At 50.0% G+C, this 14949-nt stretch carries 14 protein-coding genes; 7 read left to right on the top strand and 7 right to left on the bottom strand.

The annotated features are described in order from the left end of the window. Positions 1-21: 21 nt before the first annotated feature. Positions 22-1821: a Calx-beta domain-containing protein gene (locus JVX88_RS25505; protein ID WP_211621430.1), complete on the top strand. Its 1800-nt coding sequence runs from the start codon at positions 22-24 to the stop codon at positions 1819-1821. On the opposite strand, the gene JVX88_RS25500 is transcribed toward JVX88_RS25505, so the two are convergent. Beyond that, positions 1711-2892: a GAF domain-containing protein gene (locus JVX88_RS25500; protein ID WP_211621428.1), complete on the bottom strand. Its 1182-nt coding sequence runs from the start codon at positions 2890-2892 to the stop codon at positions 1711-1713. The two genes, JVX88_RS25505 and JVX88_RS25500, sit on opposite strands and share 111 nt — an antisense overlap. A 519-nt stretch (positions 2893-3411) precedes the next feature. On the opposite strand from JVX88_RS25500, the gene JVX88_RS25495 reads away from it, so the two are divergent. Continuing rightward, on the top strand, positions 3412-3918 hold the full coding sequence (locus JVX88_RS25495; RefSeq protein WP_211621426.1) for a DUF2200 family protein: 507 nt from the start codon (positions 3412-3414) through the stop codon (positions 3916-3918). A gap of 18 nt (positions 3919-3936) precedes the next feature. Then, positions 3937-5553: a 2-oxoacid:acceptor oxidoreductase family protein gene (locus tag JVX88_RS25490; RefSeq protein ID WP_211621424.1), complete on the top strand. Its 1617-nt coding sequence runs from the start codon at positions 3937-3939 to the stop codon at positions 5551-5553. Between the two features lie 868 nt (positions 5554-6421). Here JVX88_RS25490 and JVX88_RS25485 read toward each other — a convergent pair. From JVX88_RS25485 to JVX88_RS25470, 4 genes are all read right to left on the bottom strand, one after another. Next, positions 6422-6628, bottom strand: coding sequence for a hypothetical protein (locus tag JVX88_RS25485; RefSeq protein ID WP_211621422.1), 207 nt, complete (start codon positions 6626-6628; stop codon positions 6422-6424). A gap of 148 nt (positions 6629-6776) precedes the next feature. After that, positions 6777-7556 carry an alcohol dehydrogenase catalytic domain-containing protein gene (locus JVX88_RS43290; protein WP_211621420.1) on the bottom strand — a complete coding sequence of 260 codons (780 nt, stop codon included), beginning with the start codon at positions 7554-7556 and terminating at the stop codon, positions 6777-6779. 44 nt (positions 7557-7600) lie between these two features. Beyond that, a complete protein-coding gene (locus JVX88_RS25475) occupies positions 7601-8296 on the bottom strand; it encodes an SRPBCC family protein (protein WP_211621418.1) in 696 nt (231 codons plus the stop codon). A 55-nt stretch (positions 8297-8351) separates the two neighbouring features. Then, the gene (locus tag JVX88_RS25470) at positions 8352-8987 is read right to left on the bottom strand and encodes an SDR family NAD(P)-dependent oxidoreductase (RefSeq protein WP_263975246.1); all 636 of its coding nucleotides are present in this window, start codon (positions 8985-8987) and stop codon (positions 8352-8354) included. Between JVX88_RS25470 and JVX88_RS25465 the strand changes: the two genes are divergently transcribed. Both JVX88_RS25465 and JVX88_RS25460 read left to right on the top strand, forming a co-directional pair. Further along, complete coding sequence (locus JVX88_RS25465) at positions 8968-9723, top strand: AAA family ATPase (protein WP_225931725.1); 756 nt, start codon at positions 8968-8970, stop codon at positions 9721-9723. The genes JVX88_RS25470 and JVX88_RS25465 overlap by 20 nt on opposite strands. Before the next feature lie 37 nt (positions 9724-9760). Beyond that, a complete protein-coding gene (locus JVX88_RS25460; RefSeq protein ID WP_225931724.1) occupies positions 9761-10756 on the top strand; it encodes a DUF58 domain-containing protein in 996 nt (331 codons plus the stop codon). A 639-nt stretch (positions 10757-11395) separates the two neighbouring features. On the opposite strand, the gene JVX88_RS25455 is transcribed toward JVX88_RS25460, so the two are convergent. Both JVX88_RS25455 and JVX88_RS25450 read right to left on the bottom strand, forming a co-directional pair. Beyond that, on the bottom strand, positions 11396-11812 hold the full coding sequence (locus JVX88_RS25455) for a cytochrome P450 (protein WP_211621411.1): 417 nt from the start codon (positions 11810-11812) through the stop codon (positions 11396-11398). Positions 11813-11849: 37 nt separating this feature from the next. Next, entirely contained in the window at positions 11850-12545 is a 696-nt protein-coding gene (locus JVX88_RS25450; RefSeq protein WP_225931175.1) for a hypothetical protein, read from the bottom strand. A gap of 1 nt (position 12546) precedes the next feature. Here JVX88_RS25450 and JVX88_RS25445 point away from each other — a divergent pair, with 1 nt between their 5' ends. Beyond that, positions 12547-13047, top strand: coding sequence for a DUF3727 domain-containing protein (locus tag JVX88_RS25445; RefSeq protein ID WP_211621408.1), 501 nt, complete (start codon positions 12547-12549; stop codon positions 13045-13047). 49 nt (positions 13048-13096) lie between these two features. After that, on the top strand, positions 13097-14218 hold the full coding sequence (gene mltG / locus JVX88_RS25440; RefSeq protein WP_211621406.1) for an endolytic transglycosylase MltG: 1122 nt from the start codon (positions 13097-13099) through the stop codon (positions 14216-14218). The last annotated feature ends 731 nt before the right edge of the window (positions 14219-14949 follow it).

Raw genomic sequence — 14949 nt, 5'->3', positions numbered from 1 at the left:
ATTCCGGCTGAAGGCATCAAAGTGCGGCTGCAAGGTGACGTTCCCGAAATTCTGCGGCAATTCACGGCAGCCCAAGTGCGCTTCAGGAACCCTCAAGACTACACTAGCAGTGAGCTGCTCTATCGCTTCGATCGGCCCGTAGTAGAGCGTGGGGTGACTGGCGGTACGCTGGAACTGCTGGCATTGGAGAGCGATCTAAGCAGCTTCACCTTCACCATCAAGGAACCCACAGCTACCATTAAGCTACCTGTTCTCAATGACGTCTTAGAAGAGCCAGATAAGACCTTTACTTACACATTAGTGGAAGGCAAAGGTTACAAAGTCAATCCGGCGGCGAGATCAGCTAGTTTCAAATTGACAGATGGTGTACCTGCTGGTGTGGGTCCGACAGTTAGTTTCTCAGCAACACCTACCGCCCTGAATGAATCGGAACAGACGGCTGTGACGCTGACCTTCACTCTGGATTCAGCTCCGCCTCCAGAAGGTGTGGTTGTGTTTGTTGACAGCGGTGTACCAAGAGCACTCTCAGAGTTTGCTATTGTGGCTGGCAACCCGCGCAATCCAGAAGATACGCTCAATCCCACTGGCTTGATTGTGACGGGCGGTCGGATTGTCGGCACCAATGAGTTTGCTAGTGGCTTCTTCTTCCGGATCCTTGAGCAGACGGCTACAATCAACGTGCCTGTATTCGGCGACGGTATTCTGGAAGGGGCAGAATCGTTTACCTTTACGCTGAAGAATGGGGAAACTTATCAGGTTGACCCAGGGGCAAATTCAGCAACGGTGACAATCATTGATGGTGCTGCGGCTGAAGCCCAACCCCTCGTTTCGCTTCAGACTGTGACGGGTGCCTTTGGAGTCGATGATAAAGTGTTGGCTCCTGCACTGGTCGATGGACTTGTTCCATTTGAAACGGGGACTTCCGTACTGAGCCTTGTTCTAAAAGCGGAGGGCGAAATCCCCAGTGAAGGGCTGGTTGTCACCATCAACACCACGGTAGACCTAAAAGATTACTTCGGTCGGTTAGGTCGAGTACCGTTTACACCAGGCGGCGAAATTGTGGAGGTGCTCTACAACGAGCAAGGTAGAACTACGGGTTTGAAGTTCCGCATGGATGCCCCTAATGCTTTGATCAATCTAAATGTTGCCGATGATGGCAATCTGGAAGGGGTGCGGCAGGCGACCTTTACGCTGGATACTGGCTCGACCTATCAGGTGAAGCCGGGTGCAGTCAGTTCAACGGTGAGCTTCTACGACACGATTGCTCAGGTTCCCCAGCCAAAAGTGGTGCCTGAAGTGGGCTTCTCGGTAGACAAGACCGAATTGGTAGAAGCTGGTGGCACTGCGGTGACGCTGAACTTTAGCTTGAGCGAACCACCACCCGCAGAGGGGGTATTAGTCTATGTCTTGAGTCCTCAGCGGGGTGTACTGGGCGAATTCGACGTGCTGAATTCCAAAGGTAAGGGCGGTGTCTTCCCTCCGGCCAACTTCCAATCCAGCGGCTTCTACTTCAAGATCACCGAACAGAATGCCAGCATTACACTGGGAGCGTTTAATGATGGTGAACAAGAGGGGATTGAAGAGCTGAGTTTTGCGATTCAGCCTGGCCCAGGATACACAGTTGCTAAGGGCAAAGATGCTGTTAAACTGCTGGTTTCTGATACAGCTGATTCTCAGATTCAGGTGGGTCTGACTACCGAGCCAGCGGTGTTAATCGAATCGGAGAAAACCGTGTCGGTTCACAGGTTCAGCCTCAGTGCTACACCACCCGAAGGGGGGTTGACGGTTGCGTCCCTGCCGATCGAACTCCACGGTTTCTAGCTGCCGACAAAAGTATCGATTCTCGATCCAGCTACGCATTGTTGCTTGTGTGACTTCGGAGTTACGATCGTGAAAATCATTTAGCGTCGTGCCAATCAAGTCTTCTGCTTTCTCGCATTCAAGCATCTTGGCATATGCATCGTTTGCCTCAGCAATATAAATGGATTGATAACACAGATTTAATTGTTCATCGACAGATAGTGTGAGCGGAATTGGTTGTCTATAGCCAAAGCGCACAATGCCCTCACTGCTTAACTCAAACAAAGTGCGATAGCGACGTTCCGATTCAGCGAGGCGATCGAGCGTTTGTTGCAGTTCAGTGTTGAGGCGTTCCAGTTCTTGCGATCGCGCTTGTTCGGCTTGTAGAGCTTGCTGGGTTCGCTGGCGTTCAATAGCACTGCCAATACAGTTGGCTGCAATTTTTAGCACCGCCAGTTGAGACAAGTTGCGATGTTTTGCCTCACGGCAGTCATCAAACACTAAAGCACCCCAAAGCTGACCCTCAACTCGAATCGGCACACAATATGTGGCTTTGGCTTGCACCGCTTCAAACGCATTCCAGAACAATTCGGGCCATTCATTCAATAACCCGCCAAATCCATCGTTCTGATAGAGATTTTCCATGAACATTTCTGCTCCGCGAATGCTAATGCAGGATGAACTGGGATGAGAAATTTGTGAAATGGTTCCCTCAGTAATCCATTCATAGCTCATGGTGTAATACGTAGGAGATCCATGCGATGGGTCCTCGAACACACATTCTAGAATTTTGACTCGATCGGTCTCCAATACCTCGCCCAGAATTTGTAAAGCCGTATTGACTACCTGATCGAAGTTGGCGATTGTGAGTAGCGAGTTAGCGGCGATCGCAGTCGCTTCCAAAAGGCGATGCTCTAAAGCGGAGGAGCGATCGTCGTGCAAATTTGTAGCGGACTGCTCACAAATTTGAAGTCGCGATTGTAAATCCGTCAGTTCAGCTTGCAGGCGTTCACACTCTGCCGTAACTTGATTCCGCTCCGAAACCAGGCGATAGTTTTCCTCTTGAAGTTGAGCCAAGGATTGATTAGACATAGGTCGAATCGGTTCTGATGCAGTATTAGCTGTTCCAAATGTTGAAAATTTTTAGCACTTCATGCAGGTTATTGCAGTGTTGCGACCCTCTTCGAGGCAGCAACACTGAACCCGTTGCAAAAAATTGGTGCTGCATGGTCTCACCCTCCCAATCTACTCTTATTCTACAGAAGAGAAACCATGCTTCTTTGGAAAGGTCAGGTTTGAAGGTTTTGATGCAGTACCAGGGGAAACAGAATTTATTCCCTGACGCAGCCTATAGGCTGATGCGCTATTGCACCTGATCGAAAGTTGAGGTAATTCCCTCACCCAGGCGTGAGTCAAGCAGCTAACAAATTGTTGGGAGATAAATAACACCTCTCCATCAGTAACGCGATCGTTCCCCTTACCTTAGTCTAGTGATATCAAAAGCAATTCAAGAATTGCAGCCATTTATTACTAAGGAGTAATGATGCAAAAACTATACAGACTTGTGCTATATCCCAAAATAGACAGACAGGTCTATCTAAAACAGGGTCCATGAAATCAGCTTCCCCTAAACAATCTGCTCGCGATCGCATTCTGGATGCCGCATTGGAATTGTTCTATCAAAAGGGCATTCACAACGTTGGGGTCGATGAGATTGTGGCTCATTCAGGTGTTGCCAAAATGTCGCTTTATAATCACTTCCACTCCAAGGATCAAGTATTCGCGATGAGTTTTGCGGGGGTTTATCCGCATTATGTGGCTAAGGCAGAGCGAAAGGGCCGGACGAAGGCCGAGGTTGATGAGTGCATTCGCTGGCTGACGGGTTATACGCAAAAGGGCCTTGAGAAGGTGATCGAGAAGAAGATCAGCTTTCGCGAGTTCTTTGAAAAAGCTCCGAAGCTCAATCCAAACGCGCCGCTGATCAAAGGCGTGGTCTGCGGCATCCGCGTCGAGACAATCGAAGACCCGCTAATGCAAAAGATCCGCTGGCTCGACAAGCTCGTGGACGAGCTTGCGAAGGGAAAGAAGATGGAGAAGATACTGAGGACGGCGGAATAGCGTTACAATAGAAGGCGAATGCAAGAGAGCAAGATAAATGATTTTGTAGTCAGGTTTGCGAATGTGAATGGGACGGGGTCGGCGTCGGCTAATGCTTTGTTTACAAAGGCGGTGTTTAGGATGGGCGTGCCGGTAACGCCGAAGAACATTTTCCCATCGAACATTCAGGGCCTGCCGACTTGGTACGAGGTGCGCGTCAGCGAGAAGGGTTATTTGGGCCGGCGCGAGGGCGTCGATCTGATTGTCGCAGTCAACCCGCAGTCGATGAAGCGAGATTACGCGGACGTGAAACCGGGCGGCTACTTTGTCTATGACAGTACCAAACCGCTGCCTCCAAACTACGACCGAACCGACCTGACACATCTCGGCATTCCGATGACGGAGCTCTGCAACGCGAATTACACTGACGCCCGTCAGCGGCAGCTTTTCAAGAATATCGTTTACATTGGTGCACTTGCGACGCTGTTTGACATCGAATTCTCAGTTCTCGAGGGCCTGATCGGCGAACAGTTCAAGGGCAAGGAGAAACTCATCGAACCGAACATAAAGGCTCTGAATCTCGGCGTCGATTACGTGAAAGAGAATTTCGATCATCCTTTCTCGCTCCGCGTCGAACGCCGCGACCTTCTCAGCGACAAGATTCTCTATAGCGGCAATTCTGCGTGCGCGCTTGGTGCGGTCTATGCAGGTGCAACGGTCGCCGCTTGGTATCCAATCACGCCTTCGACGAGCGTGGTCGACGCTTTTGCAAAATACTGCTCAAAATACCGCGTCGATCCTGAGACCGGCAAGAATAACTACGCCATCGTCCAAGCCGAAGACGAGCTTGCCGCGATCGGCATGGTCATGGGAGCGATGTGGAACGGCGCGCGTGCGTTCACAGCGACCAGCGGCCCGGGCGTTTCGCTGATGAACGAATTCCTCGGCCTCGGCTATTTTGCTGAGGTTCCCACAGTGCTGATCGACGTTCAGCGCACGGGCCCTTCGACAGGAATGCCAACGAGGACGCAGCAGTCAGATATCTTGCTCGCGGCGTACGCTTCGCACGGAGATACAAAGCATCCGTTGCTGTTTCCGGCAAGCCCAAAGGAATGTTTCGAGATGACCGTCGATGCGTTCGACCTAACCGAGCGGCTTCAAACGCCTGTCATCATCATGACCGACTTAGACCTCGGCATGAACGACCACATTTCCGAGCCGCTCACTTGGGACGATTCGCGTGTCTATGATCGAGGGAAAGTGCTGACTTCGGCGCAGCTCGATAAGATATATCACGCGATGTCCAACGGCAATGGCAACGGCAATAACGTCGAGGCTCAGCCTGATCAAGAAGCCGAGCACGCCGGTGATTTTCTCGAGCAGTTCAACAGCAAATGGGGGCGCTACCTAGACATTGACGGCGACGGCATCCCTTATCGCACAATCGCCGGTACGAACCCGACGCGAGCAGCCAGCATTTGTGCGGCGAGAGAGTCAGTCAGATCTGCAGGCCCATCCACTAAGGCATGGACTAGCGGTACTGCCGATGCTGCCGAATGTAGTAGATGCGGGTCATTTGCAGATCAGGGGCGAGCACAGTGCGAGGCAGCCGAGTCACAAAATACTGAATTCCCGTCCACAGCGGCATGGTTCTAGCAATCGAGACTAAGTCTTGAACTCGCCGCCATTCGGTACCAAAGGTTAGATCCATCGTGGCTTTGTAGGCGGCTTGTTCGATTAAGCTATATTGCAGTTTGGCAACTTCTACTTGGCGACGATGGGCAGGACTTTGAGCCGCGATCTGAGCCAACCAGCGATTGCCCCAGTGAATATGTTCCACTTCCTCAACCCAAATCCGCTCGATCGTCTGGCAAATTTTGCTCACCTCTGCGGTTTGGGGCTGCTGTTTCAGTACATAAATGTGAGCGGCAAAATTTTCACAACCGCGTTTTTCGCTGGCATTGATAGCCGCTAAGGACGCAATTACAAAATCCTCGTGGTGGTGAGGCTGCTTTACCTGTGGATCGAGCAAATGATTGAATTCGCTCAGATAGGACAGTCGGGGCGGATTCTCGACGCTGAAGTCTAGCTCAACCAATAGCTCAGTCAGCCATGCGGCATGTTGTGCTTCCTCAGCCAAATGCTGGGCGAGATCTCGCACTAGCTCTGGCGGTTGTCCATCGAGTTGCTGAATCAGGGTTGCTAGCTCTGTGCAGCTCGCTGCCTCATTGAACCGATATTGGTTTAGCGTCACTGCGTGGGCATCTGGATCGGGCACAATTAAGCGTAAAAATTCGCGTGCATTTACCCTTCTGTGGGATCGACGATAAGCTTCCAGTAACTCTACTACGGCTTTCATCGGTTAGCTCCTGTTGTTTCAAGTGTTTTTTGCAACATTTACAGTAGATTGCTGTAGCATCTCCTGCTGTTACTGACTATCGCTGCTCTGGAGAACCGAAACTTCTCAGCTTTGTCTCTGAAACATCTGAAACAGCATTTGAAACACCTGAAACAAACCAGTGGTTCACACTGAGAAATTTTGTTGTTTTGGCTCAGGCAAACTAATTGGAATAGGAGAAGTATCTTCGGACTCCTCAATCCGATTCAATCTTATAGTACGCCTATAAAGATCTTGATCCTCAAAACTTATGAAGACGGGTGAACCAAGATCGGGAGGCAGTTCAACAGTCAAGGGTTGACCAAAGCCAACAAAGTCTGTGTTCTCTGGCATTATCTATTACCTCCTATTTATGTTCACTCTTACTTGCGTTAGCTTTTAGAAAAGGGGTTGTTAGAAGCGCTTCAATTCCTGTGTTGAAGCAGGCCAAACTAAGCCAATTTACACGGCTGATCTGATGTATTTAGGTCAATTAAGATCTCTAATCTGAGTTTTGCAAATCAAAGACTGAGAATGCACCCGCACGATCTGAAGTGGGTTCGTTTTCAGCAAGCCACGGATGCCCTACAACGGCAACACGATGTGAAAGGCCAATGCTGCCAACTGCCAACGGAGCAGCAAGCCCAAGGCGGCGAGCCAATTCATCACGACCAGAACGATTCACTTGATTCGGGTCAACTGAAAGCGTAACTTCGTACTGCCACTGTCCTGTACTTGAATGACGCTTGAACAGGTGGGGAGATGTGCTGGAATCGACTCCTGAAACTAAGACCCAATCACCAGCCACGGCCACAGCTTCACCAAATCCACAGCGAGTTGCCATCAAGTTCTGCCAAATGCCTCTAGGACGCAATACGGCTCCGCCGAACAAATGGGAATAGCCGAACAGAGCCGCTGGAGAATGGCCGTAAAGTTTCTCAGCCATCCAGGCATTGGGATTAGAATTGTCGCACAGGGACCATAAATCAGATTTGCAGAAGAAACACTGACCGCAGGAAATCGGAAACGGTACCACAACCCGGTCGCCTACTTTCAGCCGCTTCACGTCGCGGCCCACTTCCACGACCTCACCCATGAACTCATGTCCGACAATATCGCCGGGCTTCATGGTGGGAATAAAGCCATCATAGATATGAATATCTGAGCCACAAATGGCCGTAGATGTAATTTTGACAATTGCATCGCGAGAATTGAGCAACTTTGGATCGGGAACGGTTTCGACCCGCATATCCATTGCGCCATGCCAGCATACTGCTTTCATTAATGATTCTCCTTCGGTCTTAAATTTTATAGATCCTGAACGGTTCAACCCATTGGTTGCCCGTCTGTTGTGGCAATTTCACCGGCCTCCATCAGCATTTTGAATCGATGCAGATCATCGCCAATTTGCTGTTCTGGCTCTTCGCCAAATAGTTTTGCTAGCGTAGCGCCAACAATTCCAGCCGGTGGTTTATATTCCATCACGACCTTGACTTCCGTGCCACGCCCCTGCGGACCCGGTTGAAACCGCACAAACCCGGAGTTGTCCACATCGGCTCCTTCTACCGAAGTCCAGGCAATCAAACGGTTTTCTTGTTCGGTGATAATTTCGGCATCCCACTCCACCGAGTTGCCCATTGGCGCATTCGCAATCCAGTGGGAGCGAGTGTGGTTAATCACCATCACCGATTTCAGGTGTCTCATAAACGTGGGCAAGTTTTCAAAATTGCGCCAGAAGCGGTACAGCTCTTCCGGGGTTTTGTTGGCAATTGTTACGGTCTTCTCTACCCGAACGCTCTGGTCTAGCCCAGCGGTTTCCGCCACTTTTTCGACTAACCCCTGCTGCCCTTTCGCGCCGTGATACACCAGACCACCGCCCGCTAGCGCCATCAATGCACCCCTCAGCGAACGTTGCCGTAGTCCCAGCAGCACCATTGCGCCGCCGGTAATCAGCGAGCTCCAACGTTCTGCATCACCGGGCGATTGGGGCTGCTCTGGGTTTGAATGAACGGTTTCTTCCATGATTCTTCTCCTGGTCTATTGATCTAATAATTTGAACGCCTGTGGGTTTGGCATTCTAGGCAGTGTCGTTATCTTTGAAGGCTTGGGTTGTCAACAGCAGCAGTGCGCCTAGACCCGCCGCTACACCCCATTTAGCAGTGGGATGCCAATCAAACCAATCGAGGAAGCTGGGAATGGCTAGATTGCTGTAGTCGCCTTCTGCACGGTTATAGCCTGGGTCTTCGATGGGTCTGTATAGGTTGTTGGGATCGGTTTCCTGCTTAGGAGTCTGGGTTTGCTGCCCTTCAATTGCGATGGTTTGCAATACCCAATCAAGCAGGTGGGGCGAAATTTTTTGCATCACATCCAGCACCCGACCTACATCTCCGACGATAATGTCGCGGGTAGGATGCTCGGCTACATGCAGAATTGCTTTAGCTACTAAATCGGGTTGATAATAAGGAGGAACGCCAGTGGGCTTTACCCCTAGCTTGGTTAAGCCTTTATTGTAGAATGGCGTATTGATAGTAGCGGGCATTACGTTAGTAACGCTAACTGGAATATTGTCATGCTGTAGTTCTACCCGCAGCGAATCCAGAAAGCCTTCGATGCCGTGCTTTGATGCCGAATAGGGACTTTGTAACGGTAGCGATCGCCTCGCTTCAACCGAGGACCGTGCGCTCGATCTTGCGATCCAACGAATACAGTTCACATCTGATCTAATGCCTTCGGATGTGATCGGCCTTTCTGTCTTTGATCAAAGGACCGGTTCATTCGAATGGCGACCGGGCCCAATCTTCTCGAATATAGTCGTCGCTGATGAGATAAACCGAGCTACGCCGAAGACACAATCAGCACTGCTTGAAGCCATGGCCGAGGAACAAGTTACCGTTGAGGGAGTTTCGAGACTTTTGCCGTTACCTTTCATGGTGGTGGCAACACAGAATCCGGCCGAACATCATGGCACGTATCCGCTTCCCGAATCGCAGCTTGACCGCTTTATGCTTCGCGTTCACATGGGCTATCCGGAATTTTCCGAAGAGCGCCAGATACTCTTGGACCGAACAAAGGTCGATCCGCTAGATGCGGTAAAACCGGTACTTTCAAGAACGGACGTTGAAGAGATTCAGGAAAGGGTTACGGGCGTACGTATTGATACTGCTCTTGTTGATTATCTCTTGAAACTTGTTGAAGCAACACGAAAAAGCGAATCGCTTGAGCTTGGCATCAGCCCGCGGGGTTCTCTTGCCCTGTTTCGATCGGCACAGGCATTGGCATTGATCGAGGGACGCGACTTCTGTATTGCTGATGACATAAAGCGGCTTTTGATACCCTGTTTTGGGCATCGGGTTATAGTGAGTTCAAGAGCAGCAGGGCTCAGGAATCGAAACCGCGAAGCCGAGAGGGCGTTAACCGAGATCGCAGAGAGCGTCGTCGTGCCGATCTGATCCCGCAAAGCCGATTTGGTCTAAAGCGCCCCCATTGATGCACCTCTCCGATATAAAACAGCTTTTTAGTGTCCGCGACATCAGAAATGCCGCGATGGGCGGCGTGGTGGTGGTCGGCGGTCTTCTCCTTGCTGGGCTGACTCTGGTTGCCCACCGCACAGGCCAGCCGCGTCTTGCCGGTATCGCTGCCGGACTCTCCCTTATCTTCGTATTGCTGATCCTGATCTTTGTGGTGCCTCCTCTTGCTAGAGGAGCCAGCCGCGAAGCTTCACAGCTAAATCTGCCTTTTGACCTTACTCTTGGCGGAGCGATAATGCTTGCACTTATTGCAATCGTAGGGTTTTCTGCATGGAATACCGGTAATAATCTCCTTTTCCTTGTTCTTTCGTTCCTGATCGCGTCGATATTGGTAGGCTTTATAGCGGGACGCCTAACGCTCAAGAAGCTTGACGTCAGGATGCGTTTTCCCGAAATGATCTTTGCAGGCGAGAAAACACCGGTATATGTTTCCGTAGCCAATCGAAAACGGTTGATGGCAAGCAATTCCGTAGTGGTCGAAGTCAGAGGGACGGAGAGGGAGCGGTCTATTGCCGCTGATGAGTTGGAGCAGATACTTCCAAGCCTAATTGCCAAAAGGCTTGTAAAACCGCCGATAGTTACCCGGACGCTTGATTATTTTGTTCGTCTTCCCAGGAATTCTTCCGTCGAATCTATGTCGCTGCATGTGTTTCCACGTCGGGGAAAGTTCCTTATCAAGGATTTTGAGGTAACCACAAAATACCCATTCTCATTTTTTCGGCACAGACGGCGTCTTTCGGCGAAGGAAACCGAATTGGTCGTGTTACCGAAAATTGATGAGCAGATACCGAGACTGGGAACGGCTCCTTCAGGTTCGGGGCAGATGAATTTGCTGCGGCGCGGTAGCGGACACGAGCTGCTCGCTCTTCGTGATTATCATGTTAATGACGATATACGCCGCGTTGATTGGAAGAGTACCGCAAAAGTTGGCGACCTGATCGTTCTAAACAGTTGACGTGAGTAATCTGCCACGACTGACCATCTGCACTCTCTAGCATTTTTGCTAGCAGATTGGCACCTGCCAAACTCTCTTCCAAAATCAGCAGCGGTATGGACATATCCAGTACGCTAGGTTCCTTAATGCTCCTACAGAATGCACGATAAATATATCACTAATGGATGTGTTCAACGGGCGAATTGACAAAATTTCATGTGTCTATGGTCAATTATTCCTGGGATTGGATGAAACCGAGCTTTTCTTTACTCTTTTTCAAGATTGTCTACGATCAGACAGCTGGCTCAAGTGCCAATAACCTATTACATCTAACTCAAAAGACTCAAAAACTACAGAGATAGATCAATCCGCTCATTCGGTAAACCTGCATCGCAGACATGTGATCCATTGCAGTCTGTTTGCCCTACGTTTGATGACTTATCTATTCGTGCCACTCTTTGTATGTTTTGTTACAGATTTCAGTCGTGTATTAATTGTTTCGTTTATATGTTCTATATTTTGTAAAATAAAATTTCTGGGAAGCATTGTCGAAATGAATCCTAGGCATCGCTACAGAGCTTTTGATGCAAATACTTTGTCCTCCGACTTGATCTAAAACGCCATTCTGCTTTCAGCGTTGAAACGTTTGGATGTACAAAACTATGATTCGCTGCTCTCGCCTTCATACGGCCAGAACTTCACCTTCAAGCCATCGCGAGGACGCGAGAAAGGTAATATAGTCCGTTCGAGATTTTGGTTAGGCAGGAGTTCCCATTGGTAGCTGCGCACTAACAAAGCAGCAAATATCTTCATTTCCAATCGGGCAAACTCTTTTCCTAAGCATTCTCTAATGCCACCGCCAAATGGAATGTAACTGAAAACTTTTTGTTTGTCCTCCGTCCGCTCTAAAGAGAATCGGTCAGGGTCAAATCGCTCTGGATTTTTATAGATCTGTGGATCTTGATGAGTTTCAGGAATTTGATAATAGATATCCCAACCCTGCGGAATCACATATCCACTGAATTCGCAAGCTGCTAAGACTCGACGCAAACTACTGCGAACAACAGGTGGGATCAATGTTCTTGTCTATTATTGTTCTTGTCTATTAATGACTTCATAACTCCCCCTCCCAGCGTTCTGTGCCGTAGATAAACTGAGATTGTTCTCCCAACGCTTGGCCGTGTTTCCATAACCGCATTCCTAATGCCAGTTGATCACCTTCCCAAGCGGAGAGTGCTTCTGAAACATCCTGATGGTCTATAAGAGCATCGACGAGCGCGATTGCGTTTGCTGCTGCTTTTGAGGTACTCGCAGCGGTGTGCGGGCGGGGAATAAAGGCTGCATCTCCCACTAAGGCAACTCGATCGAATGCCATTTGGGGCACACCTAAATCCAGAATGGCTTGCACAAACGGCTCTTTGGTGGCTGCTATTAGCTTTTGAAACGGAGCAACCAAGACTCGATTGGCATACGAGCGCATTGCTTGTTCGACCGATGGCGCAATCAGACCTGGTGGAACCGAGAAATCTCGACGCTTGCCGTGCTTATCGGTGAGAATCTGCGGCAACTCGGTGGTTTCATCGTAATTGACATACCACACCCAGTTAAAGCGCCGTTCTCCTGGCACCAGTGACTCATTCTCACCTGGAATGACGTATTGCAGGATGTGTGAATTGGGAAACTGATAGAACACAAATCGCTCAGTAAAGATGGCGGCCGTTTCTGGGTCTAAGTCCCACTCATTGACTAAGCCACGATAACCCACATAGCCTGCATACTGAGGTGTGTAGCTGGGTAACAACACGCTCACCGTGAAAGGGACAGACTATGTGTTGCTGATGCCAGTGGACTCGCCAATTGAAATCTTCGCCTGGGCAGCGGACGAAGAAAACGATGACGAAGAAATGTTGATCGACATCGACGACGACGAACTCGATGAAGTGTTTTCCACCGCCAGAGCCGTTTTGGCCGAACAAGACCTGATCTTGCACCGCACGGCCTTGACCCTAACAGCCAGCGGCGACCTCCCAGACGTGACCGAAGACGAGTTGATTACCCTCGATATTGAGTCTGATAGCGAACCCAGCTACGAGCAGTTTCAGCAGCTAGCCGCCTTTTTCCATGAGGAGCAGGAATATGTGGTTTGCAGCCCGCTCGATCCGCTGTTGTTTTTTGCCCAGCTCGATGAAAAGGGGCAGCCTCAGCTCGTTTCCCTAGAAGAGCTACAGACCCTACTCGAACTAGAAGAATTCAAAGAGTTGCGGTCACAGCTAGAATCCCAAGCCCAGCTCTTTGAAGATATAGACGATTAGCTCGAAACCTCTTGAAATCCCTCGAAATCTGAATGATCTCGAAACAGCCATGAAAACGCTCTCTCGAATTTCTAGGTGGTTTTTCTACCTGCTGTTGCTGCCGGTGGTGTTGGGTATCAGCGGCTGGCAAGGTTGGGCTTGGTGGAGTTGGGCGAGTGCACCGCCGATTGCTAAAGCCGATGCAGCGAATTCAGCAAATTCCAACGAAAGCCAGGCTATTCAGATCGAAATTCCAGAAGGCACGACCGCTCAGCAAATTGGTGAAGATCTAAAGTCCGCCGGACTAATTCGCTCGCTTCCGGCTTGGAATCTTTGGACAAAGCTACAAACGCTGCAAAATCGGGATGGCAGCTTTCAGGCCGGGATTTACGAACTGTCGCCTACCGAGCCGATGGAGAACATCGCTAACAAGATCTGGAACGGCGAAGTCATGCAGCGCAGCTTCACCATCCCTGAGGGTTGGTCGATGCAGCAAATGGCCGACTACTTTGCCGGACAAGGCTACTTCACCAAAGAAGCGTTTCTAGAAGCAGCCAAACAAATTCCCCGCGACAAATTCCCCTGGTTACCAGCCAATATTCCTCATTTGGAAGGGTTCCTCTATCCCGACACCTACAAATTCACCGGCGAACTGACGCCCCAACTGGTGGTCAATCAAATGCTGAGTCGCTTTCAAGAGCTGGCGCTGCCGGTCTATGAGCAGGGTAAGGGCACGACGCCCTACAGCCTGCTAGAATGGACGACTCTAGCTAGCATTGTGGAACGAGAAGCTGTCGTTGGCTCGGAACGGCCTCAGATTGCCAGCGTTTTTGCGCGTCGGCTGCGAGAAGGCATGCCTCTGGGCGCAGATCCAACAGTGGAGTATGCCCTCGGCATCCGGCAAACACCCGATCAGCCTCTGACTTGGGATCAAGTCCGCACCCCTTCGCCTTACAACACCTACGAGAATACTGGCCTACCTCCAACTCCCATTTCCAGCCCTGGGATTGCTAGTCTAGAAGCCTCGCTAAATCCGAGCGACACCGAATATCTGTACTTTGTTGCCCGTTACGACGGCACTCATGTCTTCAGCAAGACTCTGGCAGAGCACGAGGCCGCCCAAGATGCGATTCATGACGGACGAGAGGCTGCGCAATCTGAGCCTAAACCTGATGCAAAAAATGCAAACTAGACGCCTGAGGTCAGTTCATCTCAGCCGAATTATTGCAAAATTGAGAAAACCGCGTTTCCTCTGGGGATAATGAGCAAAGTATCCCAAAGGCATTAAGAAGCATCCAAAAATATTTAATGGTGGGGCGAACGCTGAGGAGGCCGACGGGGCTGTCTGCGAACTCGATGCCGACGAGAGGGATTTGGCGAGGGAGATGGATCATGTTGAGGTTGCAATGCGTTCATAGTCGTCAAACCCTGCTCTCAAGAGGGGCAATTTTGCAAAGAAATAAATCGCAAGCGCTAAAGGATGCGCCGTTAGCCCGTTGGTTCTAGGCTTCAGGAACTGCTTGCAAACAAGAGATTAACGCAAAATTTTTAATTTGCAAGCTTATTTTTTGAGCTGCACGCCTATTTTATTCGCTCAAGAAATTTCTAGCTCAGTACTAACACAGTTCTGAGACTTTGTTTCAACTTGAGAAAGTATTTTTGCATAACTGACTTACTTTTGGCAGTCCTGTGAGTCAGTCATCAAAAGACAGTTCAGGCGCTAGAGGCGGGCTACAGCAAGCTTATACCAGTGGTGAGCATGAAAAATAGAAGCCAAAATTTTCTTGACTCATGACTGAACTTTACAATTTCTTTATGCTGCTTTAAATAGAACAGGGAGTACGAATCGCTGCATCGACCTAAAGTGCCCAATTCGAACACTAGGCGCGATCCAGAGACTGACTCCCCGTTTTGAATAGGCGG

It is taken from the genome of Leptolyngbya sp. 7M (genome assembly GCF_018128485.1).
This window is presented reverse-complemented; position numbering and strand designations above follow the sequence as displayed.

Bases quoted from the DNA above. Each gene is read 5' to 3' on its own strand.
- JVX88_RS25500 (WP_211621428.1), bottom strand. From the start codon at position 2,892: ATGTCTAATCAATCCTTGGCTCAACTTCAAGAGGAAAACTATCGCCTG.
- JVX88_RS25495 (WP_211621426.1), top strand. From the start codon at position 3,412: ATGAAATCAGCTTCCCCTAAACAATCTGCTCGCGATCGCATTCTGGAT.
- JVX88_RS25490 (WP_211621424.1), top strand. From the start codon at position 3,937: ATGCAAGAGAGCAAGATAAATGATTTTGTAGTCAGGTTTGCGAATGTG.
- JVX88_RS25485 (WP_211621422.1), bottom strand. From the start codon at position 6,628: ATGCCAGAGAACACAGACTTTGTTGGCTTTGGTCAACCCTTGACTGTT.
- JVX88_RS43290 (WP_211621420.1), bottom strand. From the start codon at position 7,556: ATGAAAGCAGTATGCTGGCATGGCGCAATGGATATGCGGGTCGAAACC.
- JVX88_RS25475 (WP_211621418.1), bottom strand. From the start codon at position 8,296: ATGGAAGAAACCGTTCATTCAAACCCAGAGCAGCCCCAATCGCCCGGT.
- JVX88_RS25460 (WP_225931724.1), top strand. From the start codon at position 9,761: ATGCACCTCTCCGATATAAAACAGCTTTTTAGTGTCCGCGACATCAGA.
- mltG (WP_211621406.1), top strand. From the start codon at position 13,097: ATGAAAACGCTCTCTCGAATTTCTAGGTGGTTTTTCTACCTGCTGTTG.